Annotated in this window: 22 protein-coding genes and 1 riboswitch; of the genes, 13 read left to right on the forward strand and 9 right to left on the reverse strand. The window is 63.5% G+C overall.

Annotated elements, in window-relative coordinates; genetic code table 11:
• Positions 1-7: 7 nt before the first annotated feature.
• The 3 genes from ACPWR9_RS21320 to ACPWR9_RS21330 form a co-directional block, all read right to left on the reverse strand.
• Positions 8-1,582 (reverse strand): benzoate-CoA ligase family protein, encoded by a 1,575-nt coding sequence (locus tag ACPWR9_RS21320; RefSeq protein WP_426300368.1) that lies wholly within the window; start codon positions 1,580-1,582, stop codon positions 8-10.
• A 177-nt stretch (positions 1,583-1,759) separates the two neighbouring features.
• The gene (locus tag ACPWR9_RS21325) at positions 1,760-3,337 is read right to left on the reverse strand and encodes a 3,4-dehydroadipyl-CoA semialdehyde dehydrogenase (RefSeq protein WP_426300370.1); all 1,578 of its coding nucleotides are present in this window, start codon (positions 3,335-3,337) and stop codon (positions 1,760-1,762) included.
• Between the two features lie 85 nt (positions 3,338-3,422).
• On the reverse strand, positions 3,423-3,893 hold the full coding sequence (locus ACPWR9_RS21330; protein ID WP_426300372.1) for a DUF4863 family protein: 471 nt from the start codon (positions 3,891-3,893) through the stop codon (positions 3,423-3,425).
• Between the two features lie 136 nt (positions 3,894-4,029).
• Here ACPWR9_RS21330 and ACPWR9_RS21335 point away from each other — a divergent pair, with 136 nt between their 5' ends.
• The 4 genes from ACPWR9_RS21335 (at position 4,030) to boxA (ending at position 9,529) form a co-directional block, all read left to right on the forward strand.
• A complete protein-coding gene (locus tag ACPWR9_RS21335) occupies positions 4,030-4,944 on the forward strand; it encodes a helix-turn-helix transcriptional regulator (RefSeq protein ID WP_426300374.1) in 915 nt (304 codons plus the stop codon).
• 112 nt (positions 4,945-5,056) lie between these two features.
• Positions 5,057-6,712 (forward strand): 2,3-epoxybenzoyl-CoA dihydrolase, encoded by a 1,656-nt coding sequence (gene boxC, locus ACPWR9_RS21340; protein ID WP_426300376.1) that lies wholly within the window; start codon positions 5,057-5,059, stop codon positions 6,710-6,712.
• A 76-nt stretch (positions 6,713-6,788) separates the two neighbouring features.
• Positions 6,789-8,216 (forward strand): benzoyl-CoA 2,3-epoxidase subunit BoxB, encoded by a 1,428-nt coding sequence (boxB, locus tag ACPWR9_RS21345; RefSeq protein WP_150681509.1) that lies wholly within the window; start codon positions 6,789-6,791, stop codon positions 8,214-8,216.
• Positions 8,217-8,263: 47 nt separating this feature from the next.
• Positions 8,264-9,529: a benzoyl-CoA 2,3-epoxidase subunit BoxA gene (boxA, locus tag ACPWR9_RS21350; protein ID WP_426300378.1), complete on the forward strand. Its 1,266-nt coding sequence runs from the start codon at positions 8,264-8,266 to the stop codon at positions 9,527-9,529.
• Between the two features lie 138 nt (positions 9,530-9,667).
• Here the strand turns inward: boxA and ACPWR9_RS21355 are convergent, their stop codons facing one another.
• Positions 9,668-10,336 (reverse strand): TetR/AcrR family transcriptional regulator, encoded by a 669-nt coding sequence (locus tag ACPWR9_RS21355; protein ID WP_426300380.1) that lies wholly within the window; start codon positions 10,334-10,336, stop codon positions 9,668-9,670.
• A gap of 135 nt (positions 10,337-10,471) precedes the next feature.
• Between ACPWR9_RS21355 and ACPWR9_RS21360 the strand changes: the two genes are divergently transcribed.
• Positions 10,472-11,053, forward strand: coding sequence for a DJ-1/PfpI family protein (locus tag ACPWR9_RS21360; protein WP_426300382.1), 582 nt, complete (start codon positions 10,472-10,474; stop codon positions 11,051-11,053).
• 108 nt (positions 11,054-11,161) lie between these two features.
• Here ACPWR9_RS21360 and ACPWR9_RS21365 read toward each other — a convergent pair whose 3' ends face one another.
• Positions 11,162-11,722: a DUF523 domain-containing protein gene (locus ACPWR9_RS21365; RefSeq protein WP_426300384.1), complete on the reverse strand. Its 561-nt coding sequence runs from the start codon at positions 11,720-11,722 to the stop codon at positions 11,162-11,164.
• Between the two features lie 173 nt (positions 11,723-11,895).
• Between ACPWR9_RS21365 and ACPWR9_RS21370 the strand changes: the two genes are divergently transcribed.
• The gene (locus tag ACPWR9_RS21370) at positions 11,896-13,341 is read left to right on the forward strand and encodes a hypothetical protein (RefSeq protein ID WP_426300386.1); all 1,446 of its coding nucleotides are present in this window, start codon (positions 11,896-11,898) and stop codon (positions 13,339-13,341) included.
• Here ACPWR9_RS21370 and ACPWR9_RS21375 read toward each other — a convergent pair.
• Positions 13,328-14,344, reverse strand: a complete 1,017-nt coding sequence (locus ACPWR9_RS21375) for a LysR family transcriptional regulator (protein ID WP_426300388.1) — start codon at positions 14,342-14,344, stop codon at positions 13,328-13,330. The two genes, ACPWR9_RS21370 and ACPWR9_RS21375, sit on opposite strands and share 14 nt — an antisense overlap.
• Positions 14,345-14,471: 127 nt before the next feature.
• Here ACPWR9_RS21375 and ACPWR9_RS21380 point away from each other — a divergent pair, with 127 nt between their 5' ends.
• The 3 genes from ACPWR9_RS21380 (at position 14,472) to nrdR (ending at position 17,467) form a co-directional block, all read left to right on the forward strand.
• Positions 14,472-15,482, forward strand: coding sequence for a zinc-dependent alcohol dehydrogenase family protein (locus ACPWR9_RS21380; RefSeq protein ID WP_426300652.1), 1,011 nt, complete (start codon positions 14,472-14,474; stop codon positions 15,480-15,482).
• Positions 15,483-15,513: 31 nt separating this feature from the next.
• Positions 15,514-15,621, forward strand: a riboswitch (ZMP/ZTP riboswitch).
• A gap of 97 nt (positions 15,622-15,718) precedes the next feature.
• Positions 15,719-16,966 (forward strand): serine hydroxymethyltransferase, encoded by a 1,248-nt coding sequence (glyA, locus tag ACPWR9_RS21385; protein ID WP_426300390.1) that lies wholly within the window; start codon positions 15,719-15,721, stop codon positions 16,964-16,966.
• An 18-nt stretch (positions 16,967-16,984) separates the two neighbouring features.
• Positions 16,985-17,467 (forward strand): transcriptional regulator NrdR, encoded by a 483-nt coding sequence (nrdR, locus tag ACPWR9_RS21390; RefSeq protein ID WP_058377782.1) that lies wholly within the window; start codon positions 16,985-16,987, stop codon positions 17,465-17,467.
• 90 nt (positions 17,468-17,557) lie between these two features.
• Here nrdR and ACPWR9_RS21395 read toward each other — a convergent pair whose 3' ends face one another.
• Together ACPWR9_RS21395 and ACPWR9_RS21400 are read right to left on the reverse strand one after the other, a co-directional pair.
• Positions 17,558-18,619: a porin gene (locus ACPWR9_RS21395; protein ID WP_426300392.1), complete on the reverse strand. Its 1,062-nt coding sequence runs from the start codon at positions 18,617-18,619 to the stop codon at positions 17,558-17,560.
• A 518-nt stretch (positions 18,620-19,137) separates the two neighbouring features.
• Complete coding sequence (locus ACPWR9_RS21400) at positions 19,138-20,076, reverse strand: LysR family transcriptional regulator (RefSeq protein WP_426300394.1); 939 nt, start codon at positions 20,074-20,076, stop codon at positions 19,138-19,140.
• 172 nt (positions 20,077-20,248) lie between these two features.
• Between ACPWR9_RS21400 and ACPWR9_RS21405 the strand changes: the two genes are divergently transcribed.
• The 4 genes from ACPWR9_RS21405 to ACPWR9_RS21420 all read left to right on the forward strand — a co-directional run bounded on the left by ACPWR9_RS21405 (position 20,249) and on the right by ACPWR9_RS21420 (position 25,399).
• Positions 20,249-21,154, forward strand: coding sequence for a VOC family protein (locus ACPWR9_RS21405; protein WP_426300396.1), 906 nt, complete (start codon positions 20,249-20,251; stop codon positions 21,152-21,154).
• A 99-nt stretch (positions 21,155-21,253) separates the two neighbouring features.
• On the forward strand, positions 21,254-22,174 hold the full coding sequence (locus ACPWR9_RS21410) for an NAD(P)-dependent oxidoreductase (RefSeq protein ID WP_426300398.1): 921 nt from the start codon (positions 21,254-21,256) through the stop codon (positions 22,172-22,174).
• A gap of 75 nt (positions 22,175-22,249) precedes the next feature.
• Positions 22,250-23,764, forward strand: a complete 1,515-nt coding sequence (locus tag ACPWR9_RS21415; protein WP_426300400.1) for an aldehyde dehydrogenase family protein — start codon at positions 22,250-22,252, stop codon at positions 23,762-23,764.
• Positions 23,765-24,028: 264 nt separating this feature from the next.
• Complete coding sequence (locus tag ACPWR9_RS21420; protein WP_426300402.1) at positions 24,029-25,399, forward strand: DUF3100 domain-containing protein; 1,371 nt, start codon at positions 24,029-24,031, stop codon at positions 25,397-25,399.
• 120 nt (positions 25,400-25,519) lie between these two features.
• Here the strand turns inward: ACPWR9_RS21420 and ACPWR9_RS21425 are convergent, their stop codons facing one another.
• The gene (locus ACPWR9_RS21425; protein ID WP_426300404.1) at positions 25,520-26,116 is read right to left on the reverse strand and encodes an EF-hand domain-containing protein; all 597 of its coding nucleotides are present in this window, start codon (positions 26,114-26,116) and stop codon (positions 25,520-25,522) included.
• Between the last annotated feature and the right edge of the window lie 56 nt (positions 26,117-26,172).

The raw sequence follows: 26,172 nt of genomic DNA on the forward strand, positions 1-26,172 counted from the left end.
TCTTCTCCTAGAGCATCTCGCGCAGCTTGAAGCGCTGAACCTTGCCTGTGGCCGTCTTCGGTAGATCGTCGACGAACACCAGCTCGCGAGGGTATTTATGCGGCGCGAGTCGCGCCTTGACGAACGCCTTGAGCGCAGTGGCCATCGCATCGTCGGCCACCACACCGGGCTTGAGTACGACAAACGCCTGCGTCTTCGTCAGACCGTTGTCGTCGCGACCGACCACGCCCGCTTCGAGGACGGCGTCGTGCTGCATCAGCACCATCTCGACTTCGATGGGCGACACGTATTGGCCGCTGACCTTGAGCATATCGTCACTGCGCCCGGCATAGACGTAATACCCACTGGGCAGACGCTGGTACTTGTCGCCACTCTTGAGCCAGTCGCCGAGAAACGTCGCGCGCGATTTCTCGCGATTGCACCAGTACATCAGCGCCGCGCTCGGGCCCTTGATATACAAGTCGCCGATTTCGCCATCGGGGACCGGCAGTCCGTTTTCGTCACGCAGTTCCACCGAGTAGCCAGGTACCGGCTCGCCGGTCGTGCCATACGCCACTTGCCCCGCGCGATTCGACAAGAAGATGTGCAGCATCTCGGTCGAGCCGATGCCGTCGAGAATCTCCGCACCGAAGTGGGCGGTGAAACGCTCGCCGATCTCGCGCGGCAACGCTTCGCCTGCGGACGTGCACAACCGCAGCGACACGTCGGCGCGCGCGGGCAGATGCGGCGACGCGAGCAGGTTCGCGTACAGCGTGGGCACCCCGTAGAAGATGGTCGGGCGATGCTGTTTCAGGCGTTGCGCCACTGCTTCGGCAGTCGGGCGCTCGGCCATCAGCACCACGGTCGCGCCCACGGACAGCGGGAACGTGAGTCCATTCCCCAATCCGTAGGCGAAAAACAGTTTCGCCGCCGAGAAGACCACGTCGTCTTCGCGAATACCGAGCACGTTGCGGGCGTAAGTCTCTACCGTCCAGTACAGATTCGCGTGTGTGTGCACGGTGCCCTTGGGCTTGCCGGTCGAGCCCGACGAATACAGCCAGAAGGCGATGTCGTCTCCCGCCGTATCGGCAGGCAGCGCGCTGGGCGGGCCGTCGATAAGCGCATCGAAGGTGACGGGCGGTGTCTGCTGCGCGGTGTCGGTCGCATCGGCTACGGCCACCGGCTGCGAGACGATGCACGGCGGCGGTGCGCTCATCTGATCGAGGGCGGCCTGCACGGTCGGCATCAGCGCGCCCGACGCGATCACGAGTTGCGCTTTGCTGTGCGCCATCATGTACGCGTAATCGTCGGCGGTGAGCAGCGTATTGACGACGACAGGCACCACACCCGCATAGAGCGCGCCGAGAAAGGCGACGGGCAAGTCGATGGTGTCGAGCATCACAAGCAGGATGCGCTCCTCGCGGTGCACGCCCGCACGTGCGAGGCCCGTGGCGAAGCGTCGGCTGCGCTCGGCAAGTTCGCCGTAGGTGAGGGACTGCGTGTCGTCGAGATACGCCGTCTTGGCGGCGCGAGCGCGATTGAGCGCTTCAAGGTGCGCGGCGAAGTTGAAGTTCGCCGGCGGTGGGGTCAGTACGGCTTCCATGTTGCCTCCGGTGGATCGCCGCGCGTGCCCTGCATACGTGCGAGGGCAACGCGCACACGGCGTTGGTTCTCTACGGCGCTCTGACGGCACCTGTGTGAAACACCTTGACTACGACGGCTTGCGACTTTGAACGGCTAACGACTCAGTACGATGAAAAACGGCGACAACGAATCGCGATCACTTGGGCAATTCGACGGCATCGGCCGTGAGCGCTTCAACCAGCGCTGCGGGGCCTTGCACTGCCGAGCGAACGTGATAGAAGCGCAACGCACGCAGGCCGCCCAATTCTTCGCCGCCACCGGCACGTCCCGGGCCGCCATGCAGCGATTGCGGCATGACATTGCCGTGACCGGTCTGCGTCTTGGCTACCGACGGATCGACCGCATGCACACGGCCGTGCGCATCGGCCAATGCGAGCGCAGGCGCGCGCATGGCGAGGGCGTCGTTGCTGAAGAGGGAAACGACGAGCGAACCTTGACCGCGTTTGGCCAGTGCCACGGCCTCGTCGACATCGCGATAGCCGACCAGCGTGGCGACCGGCCCGAACACTTCGGTGTCGTGCACACGCCGGCCCAACGCGCCATCGCGCAAACCGAGCAGCACAGGCGCGACACAGGCGCTATGCGCGGCGGCGTCGATAAACGTGGCTTCGCGATTGCCGTCGTAAAGGGTTTGCGCTTCCGCTTGCAGTTCGGCAATGCCTTCGAGCACGGTGCGCTTTTGCGCCGCGTTCACGAGCGAGCCCATGCGGACGGCTTCATTGCGCGGATTGCCGACGGTCGTTTTTGCCAGACGCTCGGCAATGGCGCTCGCGGCGGCATCGAAATGTGCCACCGGCACCAGTGCGCGGCGAATGGCGGTGCACTTCTGCCCCGACTTGACGGTCATCTCCCGCGCGACTTCGCGCACGAATTGGTCGAAAGCGGCCGTGCCGGGCGCAGCGTCGGGCAGAAGGAGGGCGCTATTCAGGCTATCGGCCTCCACGTTGATGCGGGCCGAGCGTTCGGTGAACGCCGCGTGAGCGCGCAACGTGGCTGCGGTGGCGGCTGACCCGGTGAACGACACCACATCGAACGGGCCGATGCGATCGAGCAAACCGGCGGCGCTGCCGCAGATGATCGAGAGACTGCCCCGCGGCAGCACGTCCGCCGCGACGACATCGGCCACCATGCGCTGCGTGAGCCACGCGGTAGACGTCGCAGGCTTCACGATCACGGGCACGCCCGCGAGCAGTGCCGCGGCGGCTTTCTCCCACAACCCCCACGACGGGAAGTTGAATGCATTGATGAAGAGCGCGACGCCCGGTGTCGGTCGCAAGACATGGCGCACCGCAAACGAGCCGTCTTTCGCGAGCGGCGTCACGGCACCATCGAGCAATGTGTGCGCATCGCCTAACGATGCGCCCAGCTTGGCGTAAGTCGACAGGGTATAAATCGCGCCATCGATATCGACAGCGGAGTCGGTGGCGACAGTGCCGGAATTCGCGGTCGCAATGGCGTAGTAGTCATCGCGATTTGCCTGCAACGTGGCGACGATTTGCGAGAGCCGTTGCGCACGCTCGGCAAACGACAGCGCGCGCAACGCCGGGCCTGCGGTATCGCGTGCGAAGGTGAACGCGGCATCCAGATCGAGGCCGTCGCTCGACACGCGTGCGAGCGTCTCGCCGGTGACGGGATCAGTGAGGGCGGTGCCCTCGCCACGACCGGCGACCCATTGACCGGCGACGTAGTTTTCCAGCAAAGCAGGCGTACTCATGACAAAGGCTCGGTAGGCAGGGGCTTGTGTACCGGATTGCGGATGACGGCGCCGCACGAAGGCGCGGCCGTCGTGCGATCCGGTATCAAGCGCTGCGGGTAAATTCGATCGCCCCTTGGGGCAGGAGATAGAGGACGAGGGCACGGCCGTGCGCGACCGTCGGGCGATGCGCGGTGCCAGGGCCATAAACACACCAACCGGCCGGATGCCCGTCGAACGTCGCGCCGGGCGTGATCGGCATGATCAGATCGATTTCGCCATTCGGATGCCCATGGTGCGGCCCGGCCAGATCGGCCATGTCGACGACGTCGACGGAAAAACCATGCGTGTCGGGTGTCGGCTTGATCACACGGCCATAACGAATGCCGCCGCCTTCGCGATTGCAGAGCCAGCCGTCGGCGACGCCCGTGTTGCAGGCGGCGGTTAGCGCGGCAAAGCCGGGCGTGTCGGCACCGTAATGTGTGTTGAGCCAGTCGGCGAGGTCGGCGTCTAGCGCGCGCCCTTCGAGCTGGCGTGTGAGGTCGGCGATCAGCGCCTGAAATTGGGGCACATCCATCCATGTCTCCTGGGGATGACGCAAGGGGGCTGCGCCCCGTGTTTGCTTTTTTATCGACGCATGGTGAAAATTAGAGCATGCAATTTTCGCTGTCAAGCAATATATTACATGTTACCTGTTCCGAGGATCTCGCCCGATGAATAAGAGTGCGCCTGCCGATGGGGTGTTGACGGCGCGTGCCGCCGTAGAGAAAGACCCGTTCCTGGTCGCGCTGGGCGAGCGTGTGCGCACGCTGCGCGCCCGCCGCGGCCTGACCCGTAAGGCGCTGGCGCTCGACGCGGACGTGTCCGAGCGCCATGTGGCTAATCTGGAATCGGGCGTGGGCAACGCGTCCGTGCTGTTCCTGCGTCAACTGGCACAGGCACTAAATTGCACATTGGCGGAAATCGTCGGGGATGAGACCACGTCGTCTGCCGAGTGGCTGCTGATTCGTGAAATCCTGCACGGCCGCGACGGCGAGGCGCTGACCCGCGCGCGTCAGGCACTTAGCGAGTTGTTTGCGGGCAGCGAGCGCGATCCGGACCGGCGCGGGCGCATTGCCCTCATCGGCCTGCGTGGCGCGGGCAAGTCCACGCTGGGTCGCATGCTGGCTGACGATATGCACGTGCCTTTCGTCGAACTCAATCGCGTGATCGAGCAACTGGCAGGCTGCCCGCCGTCGGAGATCTACTCGCTCTATGGCGCCACGGCTTACCGGCGCTACGAATTGCGGGCGCTCGAAGCGGTAGTGGCCGAGCATCCGCGTGCCGTGATCGCCTCGCCGGGCGGGATTGTGAGCGACGCGGCCACGTTCAACTTCCTGCTCACGCATTGCTACACGGTCTGGCTGCAAGCCTCGCCGGAAGAGCATATGAAGCGCGTGGTGGCGCAAGGCGATCTGCGCCCGATGTCGGGGAACGCCGAAGCCATGGACGACCTCAAGCGCATTCTGGCAGGCCACCAAGACTTCTACGCCAAGGCGGATATGAGCTTCGACACCGGCGGGCGAGCCCTGGCAGACGCCTATCTGCAACTTCGAGGACGCCTCGCAGTGCAGTTATCGACCGACTGATTGTTGGCTATCTGCAAAATAATTCATTTTTCTTCAAGTTAACCGTTGACGGCGGGTTTGTGCTGCACTATATTGCAATTCAACGAGATCATTATTCGAGTTGGAGGCAATCATGTTCGGCAAACCCCACGTCGACTACCGTACGGACCCCACGCAGTACAAGCACTGGAAGCTGAGTTTCGAAGGCCCGGTCGCCACGCTCACGATCGATATCGCAGAAGACGGCGGCATTCGCGAGGGCTATAAGCTCAAGCTCAATTCGTACGATCTTGGTGTGGATATCGAGCTGCACGATGCCGTTCAGCGCATCCGCTTCGAGCACCCTGAAGTCAAGACGGTGGTGGTCACGAGCGCCAAGGACCGCGTGTTCTGCTCGGGCGCCAACATCTTCATGCTGGGCGTGTCCTCGCATGCGTGGAAGGTCAACTTCTGCAAATTCACCAACGAAACGCGTAACGGTCTGGAAGACTCCAGCCGCCACTCGGGCCTGAAATTCCTGGCCGCCGTGAATGGTGCGTGCGCTGGCGGCGGTTACGAACTGGCATTGGCCTGCGACGAGATCTATCTGGTCGACGACCGTTCGTCGTCGGTGTCGCTGCCTGAAGTGCCGCTGCTCGGCGTGCTGCCGGGTACGGGCGGTCTCACGCGTCTGACCGACAAGCGCCATGTGCGCAACGATCGTGCCGATATCTTCTGCACCATCGTGGAAGGCATTCGCGGCGAGCGCGCCAAGCAATGGCGTCTGGTCGACGAAGTGGTCAAGCCCGCACAATTCGCGCAAACCATTTCGGCGCGCGCGCTGGAACTGGCGCAACAAAGCGATCGTCCGGGCGGCAAGGGCGTGGCGCTCACCCGCATCGAGCGCACCGACGAACCCGATGCCATCCGCTACGAATTCGTCGACGTGGAAATCGACCGCGTCAATCGCACGGCAAGCCTGACCGTGAAGGCACCGAAGTCGGCGCCGCCGCAGGATATCGACGGTATCGAAGCCGCTGGCGTGCGCTGGTGGCCGCTGCAAATGGCCCGCGAACTCGACGACGCCATTCTCAATCTGCGCACCAACGAACTCGATATCGGCACGTGGCTGCTGCGCACCGAAGGCGAGGCACAACACGTGCTGGCCGCCGACGCATCGCTTATCGCGCATCAGGGCCACTGGCTCGTGCGGGAAACCATCGGCCTGCTGCGCCGCACGTTTGCCCGTATCGACGTGTCGTCGCGCTCGCTGTTCGCGCTCATCGAGCCGGATTCGTGCTTCACCGGCACGCTTGCCGAATTCGCGTTTGCTGCCGATCGCACCTATATGGCCGCGCTGCCGGCCAGCGAGGAAGACGAGCCGGCCATCACGCTCTCGGAAGTGAACTTCGGCTTGCTGCCGATGGTGACCGACCAGTCGCGTCTGGCGCGCCGTTTCTATGAAGACAACGCCGAACTTGCCGCCGTGCGCGAGACCATCGGCCGTCCTGTGCGTCCGGACGAGGCTGAGCGTCTCGGGTTGGTGACCGCCGCTGTCGACGATCTGGATTGGCCGGACGAGATTCGCATCGCCATCGAAGAACGTGCAGCCATGTCGCCCGATGCACTTACCGGTTTGGAGGCGAACCTGCGCTTCAACGGCAAAGAGACGATGAACACGCGCATCTTCGGACGTCTGTCGGCCTGGCAGAACTGGATCTTTATCCGCCCGAACGCCGTTGGCGAGAAGGGCGCGCTGAAGGTCTACGGCAAGGGCAGCAAGGCGCAATTCGATTTGAACCGCGTCTGACGACATCCGGCTGACGTCAACACGCTAAACAACGCGACGTTTCCACAGATACGCACGAGACACGAGGATTCCCACGATGGCTTCGATCAACTACAGCGAGAAGATCCCCAACAACGTCAACCTGTCCGACGACCGCACGCTGCAACGTGCGCTCGAACAGTGGCAGCCGAACTTCCTCTCCTGGTGGGGTGACATGGGCCCGGAAGGCTCGCACGGTTTCGACGTGTACCTGCGCACCGCCGTGAGTGTGGATCCGAGCGGCTGGGCGCACTTCGATCACGTGAAGATGCCGGACTATCGCTGGGGCATCTTCCTCACGCCGGGCGACGCCGATCGCAAGATTCATTTCGGCGAGCACAAGGGCGAAGCCGCGTGGCAAGAAGTGCCGGGCGAGCATCGTGCGAACCTGCGCCGCATCATCGTCACGCAAGGCGACACGGAACCGGCATCGGTGGAGCAGCAACGCCATCTGGGGCTGACCGCACCGTCGATGTACGACCTGCGCAATCTGTTTCAGGTGAACGTGGAAGAAGGCCGTCACCTGTGGGCGATGGTCTATCTGCTGCATCGCTACTTCGGGCGCGATGGCCGCGAAGAAGCCGAAGCACTGCTCGGCCGCCGTTCGGGCGATGAAGACAACCCGCGCATCTTGGGCGCCTTCAACGAGAAGACGCCGGACTGGCTGGCGTTCTACATGTTCACGTACTTCACCGATCGCGACGGCAAGTTCCAACTCTCGGCATTGGCCGAATCGGGTTTCGATCCGCTCGCCCGCACCACGAAGTTCATGCTGACCGAAGAAGCGCATCACATGTTCGTGGGCGAGTCGGGCGTGTCGCGTGTGATTTCGCGTACGGCGCAGGTGATGAACGAACTGGGCACCGACGATGTCTCGAAGCTGCGCGCTGCCGGGGTGATCGATCTGCCGACGATTCAGCGTTACATCAACTTCCACTACTCGGTGACGATCGATTTGTTCGGTGCCGACCAGTCGTCGAACGCGGCGATCTTCTACAGCTCGGGTCTGAAGGGCCGCTATGAAGAAGGCAAGCGCGACGACGATCATCAGTTGAACGGCCAGATGTATCGCTTGCTCGACGTGGACAACGGCAAGCTCGTCGAGCGCGAAGTGCCAATGCTCAACGCGATGAACGAAGTGCTGCGCGACGACTACATCAAAGATTCGGTGGCGGGCGTCAATCGCTGGAACAAGGTGCTGGAGAAAGCCGGTATCGACTTCCGTCTGACGGTGCCGCACAAGGCGTTCAATCGCCAGATCGGCACGTTTGCCGGTGTGCGTGTGTCGCCCGATGGCCGCGTAGTGAGCGAGACCGAATGGGCCGCCCACGAGCGCGAGTGGTTGGCGAGCGCAGAAGACCGCGCGTATGTCGCGTCGCTGATGGGCCGTGTGACCGAACCGGGCAAGTTCGCGAACTGGATTGCGCCGCCCCCGCTGGGTATCAACCGCCAGCCGATCGACTTCGAGTACGTGCGCTTCAATTAAAGCGGACCCTTCGAGTCCGCAGCGCCACCCCACAAGGAGACAGCATCATGAACGGCCCCGTTCCGGTCGAAGTTCTGAAGCAGCATCTGATCGATCCGGAGATCTGCATTCGCTGCAATACCTGCGAAGAGACGTGTCCGATCGACGCGATCACGCACGACGAGAACAACTACGTCGTGCGCGCGGACACCTGCAACGGTTGCATGGCGTGTATCTCGCCATGCCCGACGGGGGCCATCGACAACTGGCGCGACGTGCTCAAGGCCGCGTCGTACTCCGTTGACGATCAGCTCACGTGGGACGAATTGCCCGCGCAGGACAATGCGCTCGCCGGTCAGGGCACGATCGGCGAGACGGCGGAAGACGGCGCGGCAGGTGGCGCGTCCGGTGCCGCCGAGTCGGCTGAGCCGGTGATCGGTGGCTCGGATCTCGTGCGCGGCTCGGTCGTGCCGCCGTGGTCTGCCGCCAAACCCTACGTCAATCTGTACAACCACAAGGCGCCGGTGCAGGCCACCGTCGTCGGCAATTACCGTCTGACCGATACGAGCACGGAAAGCGACATTCATCACATCGTGCTCGACTTCGGCAAGCAGCCGTTCCCGGTGCTCGAAGGCCAGTCGATTGGGATCATCCCGCCGGGCACCACGGTCGATGGCCGTGCGCATCACGCGCGGCAGTACTCGATTGCCTCGCCGCGCGATGGAGAGCGTGCCGGGTACAACAATCTGGCGCTGACCGTGAAGCGCGTGACGAAAGATCATCACGAGCAAGCGGTGGGCGGGGTGTGCTCGAACTATTTGTGCGATCTGAAGAAGGGCGATGTGGTGAACGTGATGGGCCCGTTCGGCAGCACGTTCCTGATGCCCAATCACGCGGACTCGCATCTGTTGATGATTTGCACTGGCACCGGCGCCGCGCCGATGCGCGCGATGACCGAGTATCGTCGCCGCAACCGGCTGAAAGGCGCGACCGGCAAGCTCATGCTGTTCTTCGGCGCACGCTCGCAGGGGGAGTTGCCGTACTTCGGCCCACTGCTGAATTTGCCGAAGGATTTCATCGACACCAATCTCGCCTTCTCGCGTACGCCGGGACAAGCCAAGCGCTACGTCCAAGATGTGATGCGCGAACGCGCGACCGATGTGGCGGCGCTGCTGCGTCACGATCACACCTACATCTACGTGTGCGGCTTGAAGGGGATGGAAGACGGTGTGTTGCAGGCGTTGCAAGCCATCGCTGGGGAAGCGGGGCTCGACTGGCAAGCACTATGGCAGCGGATGAAGACGGAAGGGCGCCTGCATCTCGAAACGTATTGACGCTTCACCCGTTTGGCGCGCGCACTTTGCCGTGCGCAAAGACATTCACCATTGACCGACGGCGCATTGCGCCGGCTTAACACCGCGTGCTTCGGCACGCGGTTTTTTTTGCCCCCCGCGCTTGTCGAAAATTGTCGGTTATTTACCCGGTTTCGCAACGGGCGCGAGCATGCGCAGGCAAGCCTCCGAGAGGCTGCGCGCAAACGCGGCGCAGGCGTTCGCGTCATTACCGTCGCTCGCCTTGTTGGCCTGTGCGGCAATGATGTCGTCCGTCGCGCCGTGAACGCCTGAATAAATCAACAGCGCCACGATTCTCGGCTGATCCGGTGCCCATACGCCAGCGGCCTTGCCGCGCTCGATGATCTCCGTCAACTGGTCGAGAATCGCGTTCTTGGCCTGATTGGTCCGATCGTGATGGTGGTGATTGGCGTAGACGATGTCGTGCGTGCGGTAGGTCTTCACGTAGGTCTCGACGTTCGTCTGAATCCACACGCGAAGGCGTTGCACCCAGTCATCCGGTGCGCAGGCATCGACCGCTTCCTGCAAGGCCGCCATGAATTGCTCGGTATAGCGCATCGCGAGCGCTTCGAGCATGTCGTTTTTGGAGGCGAAGTAGTGGTAGAAGGTGCCCTTCGCGACCTGCGCGTGCTCCACGATTTCGTTGATCGTGGTGGCCTCCACGCCCTTGGTGAGAAATAACGATTCCGCCGCCCCCATCAATTCTTCCAGACGAACTTCGGCCGGTTTTGTGCGGGGGCGTGCCGGGTCTTTCTCCGGCAGCGTGGCGTTGCGCAGTCTCACAGTCATCGGGGCGTGTCACGAGAATGGGGAATCGGCGTCAGTGTAAGGGAAGTCTCGAAGCGCTGTCCCAAGGGCGTCATCGGAATTAGGTAACATGGGCGTGCTGTTTCCCTTCCATTTTTTCTCTGAACGGAGAGTCTCATGGGCAAGAAGCGGATTCTGGTACTGGCCGGCGACTACGTCGAAGACTACGAACTGATGGTGCCCGTGCAGGCACTGATGGCCGTGGGACATCGCGTCGAAGTGGTGTGTCCGGGCAAGAAGGCAGGCGACAAGGTGCGCACCGCCATTCACGATTTCGAAGGCGATCAGACCTACAGCGAGAAGCGCGGCCATGACTTCACGCTCAACGCCACGTTCGATGGCCTGTCGCCCGCCGATTACGATGCGCTGGTGATTCCCGGCGGACGCGCTCCCGAATATTTGCGGCTCAACGAGCAGGTGCTCGCTGCCGTGCGCCATTTCGCCGAGCACGACAAACCGATCGCCGCGATCTGCCACGGTGCGCAACTGCTGGCCGCAGCGGGCGTGATCGAAGGGCGCGAATGCTCGGCGTATCCGGCCTGTGCGCCCGAAGTGCGACTCGCGGGCGGCAAGTATATGGAGATCGAAATCGACGCCGCGCATACCGACGGCAAACTCGTCACCGCCCCGGCATGGCCTGCACATCCGGCGTGGCTCGCGCAGTTCCTCGCGGTGCTGGGGACGAAGATCGAGCTTTGATGGCGCTGGGGCGCTGCCAACGGGTAGCGCGGCGGTGAGCACGGTCGAGTGCCAAATTCACCGGTAATGCCGACGTCAGCGACGGGGACCTACGAGGGTCCCCGTTTTTCATTTTGCGTCGGGTAGCGGCAGACTCAATTCTCGCAAGCGGGCGTCGGCCTCGGCGAGCGTGTGCTCGCTGAAAACCTCGATGCCGTGTTCGCGAAGTAACGCGGCAGCGACACCGCGACCGGCGATCTTCGCGCCGGTAAAGCTTCCGTCATAGACAAACGTGCTGCCGCACGACGGACTGCCTTCCTTCAATACCGCGATTCGAATGCCATGACGCTGGGCAAGGGCTAGCGCGCGCTGCGCCCCGTCGATGAATGCGTCGGTGACATCGTCCCCGGTGTCGTCAACGACACGTGCCATGTGCTGCCAGACACGCTCGCCACTCATGGCGCCGGTGATTTCGGCGGGCGGGCGCGGCGTGGGCAAGCCGCCTGCGACTTCTGGACATACCGCGGCAATGAGCCCGGCATCGCGCCAGCGATCGAGGATGACGGCAGCGTCGGTCTCGCAGGGAGCGGCACGGCCGTGGTAACGCACCGGTTGGCCAAGCAGACAACTGCTGACGAGAACGCGAGGCACGCGAGCGGCAGTGAAGGGGACTGAGGACTTCGTAGACATGCGCCGGAGCCTATCACGCGTGACGAGCATGCGTCAGTTTTGTCCGATTTCGGCGCATTTTCGAAAGCCCGTCGTCGTGCGCCGCAGCAGAATCCGCCGATCCTGACCCACACCGTTGGCGCGCAGCGCAGGCGGGCGGTGTTAGTCCCATCACACGACGACGGAGGATCGCCATGTTGCCCTTTGACCTTACCCGTGCCTACAGTGCCCCGAATGGCCGCCAGCCCTCGTCGGTGCCGAACGACGCGTCGCAACAGAACGCGGGCGATGGCGCGGACGTCCTTCGCCCAGCGTTGCCGGAGGTGGGGCCGCAGGGGATGCAGGGCGCGGTGCTGGGGCACGATGGCAGTGTGGCCGACTTGCCGGATATTGGACCGCACGACTTCTCGACGGCGCAGCGCGTCCATGACACGCAACCCATGGGCGCCACCGGGGCGGTGGTGCGCATAACGCTGACCCCTGACGCGAATGCCACGCAGTATGTGGTCAAACGCTGCCCCGACCCATGGCACACGACGCAGACGTGGCTCACGTCACGGCTTTTCGGTGCGCTCGGGTTGCCGACGCCGACAACATTTCTTGTGCGAGGCTGCGATGAGGCGTTCGACGGTACGTTGGCGTGCGGCCGAGTGTATCTCGCAAGCGCTTACTTGCCGACGTACGAAGATATCGGCTTGTGGCTCGTGGGCGATGAAGCGCGGCGAGCTATCGTGGGGCAGTCGCAGGACGAGACGCGGGCAAAAATATGCGATGGCGCAGGCGTCGGTGCCCGTATGTCGGGCAAAGTGCTGGAGCGGCTATGCAAGCAGGCGGGTGTGCCGTTCTGGGCGCTCTCACCCGATCTCGCGAGCCTTCACGCGGACGAGCTTAAGCGTCGCAACGACATGCTCGGCCTGCTGTGCAAGATGCTGCCCGACGTCTACCAATGCGAGCTTGAGCGGCACTACATCGCGGCGCTCTGGCTGGGCAACTGGGATCTGTGCAACGTGTTCATGGAGAACGTGGGGGTGTGGCGCGATAAGGAGAACTTGCCGCGCATGATGACGGTGGACTTCGGCGCATGTCTGGACATGGGTTTTCAAGGCACGTGCAAAGACACGGGTTACGACGTGGCGGTGGCGCAGCGGGCCGATCTGCCTGCGCTGCCGCCGTTGACCTCGACGTTCCGGCGCGACGCGGCGTGTTTCGCGATGGAACTGCCTCCCGAGGCACTGGCCGATCTCACACAATTCCCCTATGGCGAACAATACGCACCGTTTGTGCGGCGACTGACCGACTTTAGGCTCGATGCGCCCGAGAGCGTCGCCACAGATGAATTGAAGAACCCGACCAACGTGCGTGCCGTCGCGGCTGAGATGGCTTATCGCTTAAGTCGAATCCATTCGGAAACGCTCTTGCCGTGGGCCAGCGCGGCGATTGAGATTGCCGGCGCCGAAATGGGGAGCGGTGCTTTGCACGGCCGGGTCGACGCTCGCGAGCAGGTGCACCGGCTGCTCACGCGCCGCGACAGTCTCTCGCGTCTGTTAGGGGGCGCGTGGGCCGCGCAGGCGTGGGCGCGTTTGCATCCGACGCGTGCTGCGGCCATCGACGCGCAACAGTCGCCGTTCATGCGTCGTTGAGGTTCTCGCCGGTACCGGGGTCCCCGAGCAGTGCGGGAGCAGCTTGCACCAGCGCGTCGATGGCGGCGCGCAGCTTCGGGGAAGGATGTCGCGTGTCCGGCCAGACAAGATGCAGGGGCGTGCCAGTCGAGCGGGTGTGTGGCATCAGTCTGACCAGCAGGCCGGTGCGCAATGGCTGCGCAGCGATCCAACTGGGCAGGCAGGCGATCCCCAATCCTTGCTCCGCTGCGCTCACGAGGGCGACGAGATCGTCGAGCACGAAGCGCGGCGTTCGGCTTCGGCGGAATCCGGCAGTGTCGGCGCGGGTGATGGGGGCACCGGCAGACGCATCGGCAGGCGCATTCTCCGGTGTCGCACACGGGATGAACGCTGGCCATTCGTACAGGTTGCCGCCGCGTCCATACATCAGGTGTTCGTGATCGGCCAACTCCGCAGGCGCGTGCGGCGTGCCGTATTCGGCCAGATAGCCAGGCGACGCGCACAGGATCATCGTCTGTTCACCGAGCGAGCGGGCCTTGAGGCCGGGCGTATCGTCGAGCCGCCCGCTACGCACGGCCAGATCGTAACCTTCCTCGATCAGATCGACGCGCCGGTCGCTGAAGGCCATTTCGAGCCGCAGTTGCGGATGTCCTTTGGCTAGCGCGAGCAACACCGGCGCAATGCACTCCCGCCCGATCTGCACCGGCATCGTCACCCTGAGCTTTCCCATCGGCGACTGCGTCCCGGCGCTCAACTCATCTTCCGCTTCCGACAATTCCGCCAGCACCTTGGTGCAGCGCTGATAGAAGGTCTGTCCCTCGTCGGTCAGATGCTGACTGCGCGTTGTCCGGTGGAACAGGCGCACGCCCAGCCGCGTCTCCAGCCGGGCAATGCGCTTGGCCACCGCCGAGCGTGTGAGGTGCAGGCGCTCGGCAGCCCCCGCGAAGCTGCCCGCGTCGACGGCGGCTACGAACGCCGATATGCCCGAGAGCCGGTCCGGTGTGTACCCATCATTGATTCCCATATGTCACCAATAAGTCGATAAATCGCCAACACTGCCGCGAAGTATTCTCCAATAAGCTGATGCTTGTCTACCCGACGCGCTCCCTGACGCCGGGGCTCCCCAAGATAAGGAATTAGCGATGACGACGATGACGCAATGGCAGATGGCAACCCTCGGCGACGCCGCCCTCGAACTGGCGACGGTCAACGTGCCCCAGCCCGGTCCGGGCGAAGTGCTGGTGAAAGTGAACGCGGTGTCGCTCAATTTCCGCGACGCCCTGATGATCGATAACGGCATGGGTTTGCCGGTGACGTTCCCGTACGTCCCCGGCTCGGACATGGCGGGCGAGGTGATCGCCGTCGGTAGCGGTGTGACGCGCGTGGCGGTGGGTGAGCGCGTCATCAATACGTTCTGGGACCGCTGGATCGACGGCGAAGCGGCACCCGTCGGGCTGCAAATCTTCGGCGGGACGTTGCAGGGCGTGCTGCGCGAATACGCCGTCTTCCCCGAAAACGCGCTTGTGCCAGCCCCGGCCACGCTCGACGACGTGGCAGCGTCGACGTTGACCTGCGCCGGGCTGACCGCGTGGTTTGCGCTGTTCGAGGCGGGGCACAAGTTGCAGCCGGGCCAGACGGTGCTGTCGACGGGCACGGGCGGTGTGGCGCTGTTCGGCGCCCAACTGGCGCTCGCGCACGGCGCGAAGGCCATTGTCACCAGCGGCAGCGCGGACAAGCTCGCGCGGGCGGCGGCGTTGGGCGTGACCCACGGCGTGTTGCGCAACGACGGCTGGGCCGACGAAGTGTTGGCGCTGACCGAAGGCCGTGGCGTCGATCAGGTGCTGGAACTGGCCGGCGGCGACATGGCGGGCACCATGAAGGCGCTGGCGCCGAACGGCAAGGTGTCGGTCATCGGCATGCTCGACGGCGAAACGCTGCGCGCGCCGGTCTACGGTGTGCTGGGCAAACGTGCCCAGATTCAGGGCATTGGGGTGGGGCACCGCCAGGCGCTGGCGTCGCTCGTGGCGGCCGTGGATGCCCATGAAATCGTGCCCGTGGTCGATGCCGTTTATGACTTCGCGGACTTCCCCGAAGCCCTGGCGCACCTGCGCCGGGGGGCGTTCGGCAAGGTTGTGGTGCGCGTGGCAACGCCGGTTGCCTAACGCCGAAAGCTCGCATACACTATCGACGCCACAAACCCCGCGTGACTGGCGATTAGGGTGCACAGCCTTGTGCGCCCGAGGTGGAGCAACCCACCGGGAAGCGCTGGGGTCTTATTTGCCGTTCGCCTGGGCAGCCGTGATGGTTGGTGCTGCCCTGTCTATCGTCTTCCGAAGCACAAAGGAAGATGCGCTGCGCCATCCCTCCCGGAAAACCTGTTCAATTCAACGCAAACGCCATGTTCGATAAATCGAAATCCACTGTTGCCGCCGTCGATCCCGAAGTCTGGGCCGCGATTCAGAAGGAAGATCAGCGTCAGGAAGACCACATTGAGCTGATCGCCTCGGAAAACTACACCAGCCCGGCCGTGATGGAAGCGCAGGGCTCGCAACTGACCAACAAGTACGCTGAAGGCTACCCCGGCAAGCGCTACTACGGCGGTTGCGAATACGTCGACGTCGTCGAGCAACTGGCGATCGACCGTGTGAAGGCACTGTTTGGCGCAGAAGCCGCGAACGTGCAACCGAATTCGGGCTCGCAAGCCAACCAGGGCGTGTATTTCGCCATGCTGCGCCCCGGCGACACGATCATGGGCATGAGCCTCGCCCACGGCGGCCACCTGACGCACGGCTCGCCCGTGAACATGTCGGGCAAGTGGTTCAACGTGGTGAGCTACGGCCTGAACGAAAACGAAGACATCGATTACGACGCTGCCGAGAAGCTGGCGCAAGAGCACAAGCCGAAGCTGATCGTGGCCGGTGCCTCGGCCTTCGCACTGAAGATCGATTTCGAGCGCATGGCGAAGATCGCCAAGTCGGTCGGCGCGTATTTCATGGTCGACATGGCGCACTACGCCGGTCTGATCGCTGCGGGTGTGTATCCGAACCCGGTGCCACACGCCGACTTCGTGACCACCACCACGCACAAGAGCCTGCGCGGCCCGCGCGGCGGCGTGATCCTGATGAAGGCCGAGTTCGAGAAGCCGATCAATTCGGCCATCTTCCCGGGCATTCAGGGCGGTCCGCTCATGCACGTCATCGCCGGTAAGGCCGTGGCGTTCAAGGAAGCTGCCACGCCGGAATTCAAGGCTTACCAAGAGCAAGTCGTGAAGAACGCTCGCGTGCTGGCCGAGACGCTGGTGGCGCGCGGTCTGCGCATCGTGTCGGGCAAGACCGAATCGCACGTGATGCTGGTCGACCTGCGCGCGAAGAACATCACCGGCAAGGCTGCGGAAGCCGCCCTGGGTGCTGCGCACATCACCGTGAACAAGAACGCGATCCCGAACGATCCGGAAAAGCCGTTCGTGACGAGCGGCGTGCGTCTGGGTTCGCCGGCAATGACCACGCGCGGCTTCAAGGAAGAAGAAGCCAAGCTGGTCGGCAACCTGATCGCCGACGTGCTCGACAACCCGGAAAACGAGGAAAACCTGGCCAAGGTGCGTGCACAAGTGGCCGAGTTGACCAAGCGTTTCCCGGTCTACGGCTAAGCGGACGGTTTCGCACGCATGCGCTGCCCGTTCTGCCGGCACGACGACACGCAAGTCATCGACTCGCGTGAAGCGGAAGACGGCGCTGCCATTCGGCGGCGCCGGCGTTGTCCGTCGTGCGACAAGCGCTTCACTACCTACGAGCGCGTCGAGTTGACGATGCCGGCGGTCGTCAAGAAAGACGGCAGCCGCGCCGAGTACGACCGCGCGAAGGTGCGCGCCAGTATGCAGTTGGCGATTCGTAAGCGTCCCGTGAGTGCCGAAGCGATGGATGCCGCGATTGCGCGCATCGAGTACAAGCTGCTGGCCGGGGCGGAGCGCGAAGTGGTGAGCCAACGTATCGGCGAACTGGTGATGCGCGAGTTGAAGCGTCTGGACAAGATCGCGTACATCCGGTTTGCATCGGTGTATCGCAGCTTCGAAGACATCGCAGAATTCCGCGACGTACTCGAAGAGATCGACAGTACCGACGTGAAGCCCAAGCGCAAGCCGGTGGCGTAATCACGCGGATCAGCCGTGTGATGTGATGCGGTAGAAAACAAAAAACCCGTCGTACCCAACAGGGGACGACGGGTTTTTTTATGCCCGAACTCAGAACGAGTGCGAGACCCCGATGTACGCACCGGTTTGGCCCTTGCCCGGCGGCGGGTTGTCGAGCGAATCGCTCGGAATGGCCGCGACCGAGAAGCTCTGATTGGCGCTGTTGAGCACGTAAGCGACCGTGCCATACAAGAAGGTGCGCTTCGAGAGGTTGTAGGTCGTGCCCAGCTCGAACATCGTGGCGTGACCGAAGCTCGGCACGTTGACGTGATACACGGCGGCATTCGCTGCCCACGCTTGCGTTGCCTGATACTTCACGCCAGCCCAGTAGTGGTCGGCACGCGTGGCGAAGTTCGGCGTCGGTGCATCCGGTGCCGACATGTGCGTGTAGCCCAACGACACCGTGAAGCGATTCAGGAAGAAGTTGGCACCTGCGAAGTACTCGCGCGACGAGGCAAACACGTCGGTGAATTGCCCGTTGGAATCGCGAATTTCGTCATACAACGCACGCAACTGGAATCGGTCGTGCGTGTAGGTCAATTGCGCGCCCATGCCACGGCCGCTGTTGAACTGGCCGACGACGTTGGAAAACGCGTACTGGCCCGCGATATCGAAGCCGTACCAATTCGGGCTTTGGTAATTGACCGTGTTACTCGCCTGCGGCCAGTTACGTCCACGCACCAGCGACGCCGACGAGAAAGCCTGCTGCTGGAACGGGTCGAAGTCCCACACACCGTTGCTGATAAACAGGTTGCGCCCGATGGTGAATTGCCCCCAGCTCTGCGAGACGAAGCCCACCAACGCACGCCGGTCGAAGATCGAACCCGAGCCGTTGTTGTTGTAGCCGTTCATCAACTGGAAGCCGCCTTCCAAGTTGAATACCGCATGCAATCCCTGCCCAAGATCTTCATAACCGCGCAGGCCGAACAGGCTGGTGCCGTAGTCGCCACCCTGCGCGCTGAAGCGCGAGGCGGTGCCGCCATTGCCGTCCTGCAAATTGTTCATGAACTGAAAGCCGCCATCCACGCGGCCATAGAGTTGCACACTCGATTGCGCATGCGCGAATGTGCCGATGCTGCAAAGCAGGCTAGCTGCAATGAGCTTCTTTTTCATGGTCTGCTCCCCAGGTTGCGTTTGCCCCGCACCTTCCATTTGCGTGGTTATGACCGTCGTCGTCGCGCGCCGCCCATGCGGGGGCGAAGCACTCGGCATCCGGTAAAGCCTGAAAAATCGTCACGAATGGTAAGAAATTGGCATACGCCAACGCCGGGGCAACGCGAGCCGCAGGAGGGGGCGGGCACGTTTGCGAGGGAAGCCGTCACGCTCTGGTCGTCAGAGTTCGTAGTCATGGCAGTCCACTGGCGTTAAGGCCACAGCGGGCGCGGTGAGCGCGCGTTCCGTGTGGCCGGAATCGGTGGCGAAGCGCTTTTATCGGTGGCGTGACACTGATGTCACGCAAAGCGCACCTTCGCTCGAATGGCTCTTTTATATCCGAATTCGCAAGCCCGCAACATCGGGTAAAGGCTTAGTAGCCCAAATGTTGCGTGCCTGCAACCGGGCCAGTCGGCCAAACCCAACCTGGTCACGCGATTCCAAACGCTCGGATCAATCGTCGCGGCCCGTCGGGTAGCTCAATCGGGGGCACCGAACGCCTCCATCTTGCTGGCCAGATGGGTGAGCAACCGGTTGGCCGCACCGGACAATCGCCGCCCCGCACGCGTGATGAGATGCGCTTCGGCGCTTGCGAGAATGGGGTGATCGACGGGCAGGGCACAAAGCACGCCCGCCTCGATCTCCTGAGATATCGCGAACGCGGGCAGGAAGGTCGCCCCCAGCCCGCCGCGCACGAAGTGCTTGAGCACCGAGATCGAGTTGGTCGTCACGGTCGCGACGAGACGATGTTTCTCGGCCTGCTCGGCTAATTCCATCAACTGTCGCGTGCCGTATGCGCCATGCATGAGCGCAAGCGGGGTGTCGTAAAGGTCGTCGAGCTTGAGTGCCGAGCCCGCGGGGCTGGCGGCAAGGCGGGCGCGCAACGGTGAGTCGGGGGCGACGATGGCGTGCACCGGTTGCCGCATCTGGGCGCGCGAGACGATCTTGGGCTCGGCGGGCGGGTTATAGACGAGCCCGATGTCGGCATCGTCCTCCGCCACAGCCCGCATGACCTCGTTGGTCCCGGCGAGGTCGAGCGTGAGCGTGATATCCGGGTAGCGCTTGCAGAAGTACCGCAACGGCGCACCCATCAGATCGCTCACGAACCCTTCGCCCACGGCCAGCCGAATGTGGCCGCGCCGCAGCCCTCTCACTTCTTGCAGCTTCGCGAGCAAGTCTTCCTGGTGCGCGCGCTGCTCGCGGTAGTACTCCATGAGCAGGCGGCCGGCTTGGGTCAAGTGCACCCCGCGTTTATGACGCTCGATGAGGGGGAGCGCGAGTTCCGCCTCCAGTAACGCGATCTGGCGGCTGACGGCGGAGGGGGCGATGTCGAGCCGGTCGGCGGCGGCGCGAATGGTGCCGCACTGCACGGCTTCGAACAGATAGGGCAGGCGGTTTTCATTGATGGCGGGTGTCATGCCCTAAAGACTAATAATTAGAACAAAAATCTTCAAGCGTTGTCATTGAGCGTCGTTTTTTTTCACTCCACACTGCGAAGCATGCGGATCGGCCCCTTCGACGGGCAACGAACCCAGGCGAGGCCCGACGACGGTGGCCCGATTCCGCGCCAGATAAATACGGAGACGCCAGATGATTCCTCCGGGGAATACGCGATTCGGTATCGATCATCCGCTGGTGACAGTGCATGACCATCCGCGGCGTCTGTCGCATTACCAGCGTATGGGGTTCACCCCGTCGCCCGTGTCGTATCACCCGTGGGGAACGGTGACCTCACTGATGATGTTCGGCGAGAACTTCATCGAGCTGATTGGCGTGGACGATGCCCGCAAGTTCGGCACGCTCGCCCAAGGGGATTTTTGTTTCGGCCGCTATCTCGGCAGTTTTCTGGCCCGCGAAGAAGGCGTGTCGCTGGTGGCGTTGCACAGCAAGGACGCGCGGGCCGACCACGGCCGGCTGGCGAACGCGGGCCTCGACTCGCAGGGGTTTATCGACTTTCGGCGTCAGATGACCAAGCCCGATGGCACGCGTGACGAAGCCGTGGTGTCGCTCGGGCTGTTTCTCGACGAAGGACTCGGCGACGCGTCGAATTTCATCTGTCACCAGCATCGGCCCGAGCTGATCTGGGTGCCGGAGTGGCAGCAACACCCTAATGGGGTGACGGGCATCGTAGGTGTCACCTACGTGGCACCCGACCCGGAGGCACTGCGCCAATTGGCGACGCGCTGGCAACGAATGTACGGCGCGCGGCACGTCGACCTGTATCAGGGCGGCGCGATGGCCGACACGGGCTGCGGGCAATTCCGCGCACTCTCGCCCCAACGCGCCGAAGCGCGCTTCGCGGCAGTGGGGCTGCCGATGGCGCAAGCCACGCGCACGCATGCGGTGGCGATCACGCTGCTCGCGCCGGACCTCGCCCACATCGAGGCGTTATGGCGCGAGAACGGCGTGCCGTATGGCTACAACGAGCACGGCCTCGTCGTGGAGCCGGAGTTTGCAGGCAATGTGGTGCTGGAGTTCGTGAATCACTGTCACTGAGACTTCCCCAGTCATTCATTAGTATTCCAATAGATTAACGATCGATAGATCGACAACCCTGCGGCGTGGGCCGACGGGTGGAAAAACGCGGCATCGCCCGTGGGGCGGCGCCATTCTGGCAGTCAAACTGGAGTCAACATGAAAATCATCGGAGTGGTCGGTCTGGGCAATATGGGACGCGGCATGGCGCTGTCGTTGCAGCGCGGCGGCTTCACGGTGTTCGGTTTCGATCCGTCGCCGGCCGCCGGGGCGGCGCTGGCGGAAGCGGGCATCGGCTTGCGTCATTCGGTCGCGGAGCTGACCCGCGACGCCGACGCACTCGTGCTCTCGCTGCCGACTTCGCAAGTTGTCGAAGCGGTGGTGAACGGTGCCGACGGCATTGCAGCCAACGGTCGCGAAGGGCTGATCGTGATCGACACGTCCACCGCCGACCCGCAAAGCACGCGTGCACTGGCCGTAACGCTGCGTGAGAAAGGCATTGCGCTGGTCGACGCACCCGTCTCGGGTGGCCCGAAGGGCGCGCTCAATGGCACGCTCACGATGGTGCTGGGCGGCTCGGTGGACGACATCGCGCGCATCGAGCCGGTGCTGGCCACGATGTCTGCCAAGCGCGTGCATATCGGCGACGTGGGCGCGGGTCACGTGACCAAGCTCATCAACAACTTGATGTGCGCGGCGCACCTGATCGTTGCGGGCGAGGCCATGCGTCTGGCCACGGCAGCGGGTGTCGAGCCCGCGCAGGTGCTCGAAGGGCTGAATGCCGGGTCGGGCCGCAGCGGCATTACGCAGACCAACTATCCGACGTGGATTCTTAACGACGCCTTCGACTCGGGCTTCACGATGAAGCTCATGCGCAAGGACGTGCGTCTGGCGATGGCGCTTGCCGAACAGACCGGCACGCTCTCGACGGGGCCGCTGTCGGCCGAAGTCGGCCGCCTGTGGGCGGCCAGCGCGCAGAGCGTCGGCGACGACGAGGACTTCAACCGCATCGTGCAGTTCATCGAAGCCGGTCGCGCGTAATTTCCCGAGTCATTCCATTCACACGCCGATACGCCCATCCGGGCGCGTCGGCTCGCATCGCACGGAGTTAGTTTCATGGCAGATCAACAAGCCGCCGCCTTGCTTGGCGCATTCGCAAAGTTCTTCCCCAATGCCACGACCATCGGTTCGTATGTCAACGGTGAACTGGTCACGGGCACGGGTGAGAGCGATATCGATATCGTGAATCCGGCCACCGGCCAGAAGGTGCTGGCCTATCGCGACGCGGGTGCCGCCGTGGTGGCGCAAGCCGCGGAGGCCGCGCAAGCCGCGCAGAAGACCTGGTGGGCACTGACGCACGCCGCACGTGGCCGCGTGATGCAGGCCATCGGCGCGAAGATTCGCGAGAACGCCGAGGCGCTGGCGCAGCTCGAGTCGATCGGTGCGGGCAAGCCGATTCGCGATTGCCGCGGCGAAGTCGGCAAGGTCGCCGAGATGTTCGAGTACTACGCCGGTTGGACCGACAAGTTCTTCGGCGACGTGATTCCCGTGCCCAGCACTCACCTGAACTACACGCGCCGCGAAGCGATGGGCGTGGTGTTGCAAATCACGCCGTGGAATGCGCCGGTGTTCACGTGCGGCTGGCAACTCGCCCCGGCCATCGCCATGGGCAACGGTGTGCTGCTCAAGCCGTCGGAACTCACGCCTGCCAGTTCGCTGGCCGTAGCGTCGCTCGCCGAGCAAGCAGGCTTGCCGCGCGGCTTGATCAACGTGCTCGCCGGTTTCGGACACACGACGGGCCAGGCCGCGATCTCGCATCCGGTCATCAAGAAGGTGGTGTTTGTGGGTTCGCCCGCCACCGGCAGCAAGATCGCCACGGCCGCGGCGCAGCGTCTGCTGCCGAGCGTGCTGGAACTGGGCGGCAAGTCGGCCAATATCGTGTTCGACGATGCCGATCTCAAGCGCGCATGCCTTGGCGCGCAAGCCGCCATCTTCTCGAGCGCCGGTCAAAGCTGCGTCGCGGGATCGCGTCTGCTGGTGCAACGTGGTGTCTACGACCAGATGATCGAGATGCTGGCGCGCGGTGCTGAAAAGATTCGCGTGGGCGAGCCGCTCGACGACGCGACCGAAGTCGGCCCGATCTGCAATCGCAACCAGTACCAGCACGTGATGAACATGATCGACGCGGGCGTGGCAGGCGGTGCGCGACTGGCTGCGGGTTCGCAGGACCGTAGCGACGGCGGCTTCTTCGTGCGCCCGACGGTGCTGGCCGATGCGAACAACCAGATGGGCGTGGCACGTACCGAGATCTTCGGGCCGGTGGTGGTCGCCATTCCGTTCGATACGGAAGAAGAAGCGCTGGCCATCGCCAACGACAGCGAGTTCGGTCTGGCCGGGGCTGTCTGGACGCAAGACGTGGCCCGTGCCCATCGCGTGGCAGCACAGGTCAATGCCGGGACGTTCTGGATCAACGGCTACAAGACGATCAATGTGGCCTCGCCGTTCGGCGGCTACGGCCATAGCGGTTACGGCCGTTCCAGCGGTGTGGAAGCGCTGTACGAGTACACCCAAACCAAGAGCGTATGGGTCGAGACGGCCGCCAACCCGGCCACGCCGTTCGGCTACGTCTAAAAAGACGCCGTTTCAGCCTGCGAGATTTGTGGTCTGAAGGGGTTTTTTACCCGCGTATAATGCCGCCCTTCGGGAGGTTCTGCGCGGGGCGCTGTTACTGTCACCGAGGCGTGCCAACATGGCGCCGCGAGGCGCGATGGGGGAAGTCCGCAGCAGTCGGGCGGGTGGCGCGTCGAATTTCCTTAACCATCGAATGGTTCGTACGCCGTCCGGTTACCCGGATGGCGCCGGACCGGTTCAATAGCAAGTGCAGTGGAGACCCAGATGGCAGTTATGGAACAAAACGCGGCCAAGCCGCAAGGGGGCGCCTTCAGCGATGGCGTGCGCCTGTATGTATGGGCAATTGTGATTCTCGTCATCGCCGAACTGATTGGTGCGATTAGCATCAACGCCGGTCACGGCAAGATCGTGCTGTTGCCGATGGTCTGGGCACTGCTGCTCGGCGCCGCGTTGGGCCTCGCCCAAGCCCGCCTGCCGCGCTTCGCGCAGATCGATCTGCCGATGCAACACAAGGCGGCTGCCATTCTGCAACCGGCACTGCTGCTTTTCGTCGCCAAGCTCGGTCTGCTCGTGGGCGGCTCGCTGCCCAAGCTCGTGGCCGCTGGCTGGGCGCTCGTGTTCCAGGAGTTCGGCCACTTCGTCGGCACGATCATTCTTGGCCTGCCGGTCGCCCTGATGCTCGGCATCAAGCGCGAAGCCATCGGCGCGACCTTCTCGGTCGGCCGTGAGCCGAGTCTTGCGATCATCGGTGAAAAGTACGGTTTCGATTCGCCGGAAGGCCGTGGCGTGCTCGCCGAGTACCTGACCGGTACGATCTTCGGTGCCGTGTTCATCTCGCTGTTCGCAGGCTTTATCGCCAGCCTGAACATCTTCAACCCGCACGCACTCGCCATGGGTGCCGGTGTGGGTTCGGGCTCGATGATGGCTGCGGCTGCCGGTGCCATCGCTGCACAACAAACGCCGGAAGTCGCCAAGGAAGTCGCCACGTTTGCCGCGGCGTCGAACCTGATTACGACGACCATCGGGACGTACTTCACGCTGTTCATCTCGCTGCCGCTCGCCGTCTGGGGCTATCGCGTGATGGAGCCGGTGCTGGGTCGCATGACCAAGCGCGGCCGTGCCAACGCGGAAGCCGCTGCCGTGGCCGATGCCGAAGCCGCACAAGAACTGAAGCAAGCCAGCAAGGCCCACACCGTCGACATGAACTTCGGTGCACGCCTGTTCGCTTGGGTCTTCTCGGGTGCGTTGGCACTGCTGGGTAACAGCATGGCCTTCAAGACGTCGTTCATCGACGGTGTGCCGGGCATGCTGGTGATCATCGGTGCCGTGCTCGTGGGCGAAGCGCTGTACTACGTCACGCGCCGCAAGGTGCCGGCGGTGTGCTGGGTGTCGCTCGTGGCCATGTTCCTGACCTCGCCCGCGTTCCCGTACGCGCCGATCGTCGAGCAGTTCACCGGCAAGATCAACTTCCTGTCGCTGGTCACGCCGATGCTGACGTTCGCAGGTCTGTCGGTCGCCAAGGACGTGCCCGCATTCCGCAAGCTGGGCTGGCGCATCGTGGTCGTGTCGTTCCTCGCGAACGCCGGTACCTTCATGGGCGCCGCAGTGATCGCGCAGTTCTTCACGCATCCGTAAGCTGCCAGATGCCTTCGGTGCTTCACCCCTGAAGGCAACGCGCTAAGAAAAACGCCACGGCAATTTGCCGTGGCGTTTTTCATTGGGTAGCGCATGGTTACGCCCGATGCGTGCCTGACGTTAGGGTTTCGTCGTGGCGGCGTCGGCCTGGGCGCGCTCGTGATAGTAGCGGCGGAAGTAAGCCCGGATTTCGGCGGGCGAGAGCTTGCCGTCGTGATTGACGTCGATCTCGTCGAAATGCTGGTACAGGAACGGCTCCGCGGCGGCGACTTCATCGCGGCTCAGGTAGCCGTCACCATCCTTGTCGGCGGCCTTGAAGTAGCGCTCGAAGGTGGCGCGGCGGGCATCGATCTGACTGCGTTGGTACGCGGCCCATTCGTTGCGGTCGATCTTGCCGTCGTGGTTGGTATCGATCGCGTCGAACGAGCGCTGCAAATACAGACCCAGTGCCGCGTTCTGATCGGCGGCGTCGCTGTAATCGGGGCCAGCGGCGGCCGCCGGTGGCGGCGGTGCGGGCGTTGTCGGTACGACGCCGTTGATCGGTGCATTCGACTGCGCATAGCTAGGCAGCGCAACCAGCGACAGCGCGGCAGCGCCTGCGCACAGTGTGATGGCGGCAAGCGTCGCGCGGCCGATACGCCGCGTGCGCAGGGTTTCAATCGTCCCCGTCATGCGTTGGGAGCGTTGGCGTTGGGTAGTGGGAGTGGGAGTGGTCATGTCGCACTTTCTCCTGGAGTGTCTGGGTGAATGGCGCGAGTCGACGTGATTCGACG

It is taken from the genome of Pandoraea pneumonica (assembly GCF_049918595.1).
GTDB lineage: Bacteria > Pseudomonadota > Gammaproteobacteria > Burkholderiales > Burkholderiaceae > Pandoraea > Pandoraea pneumonica_A.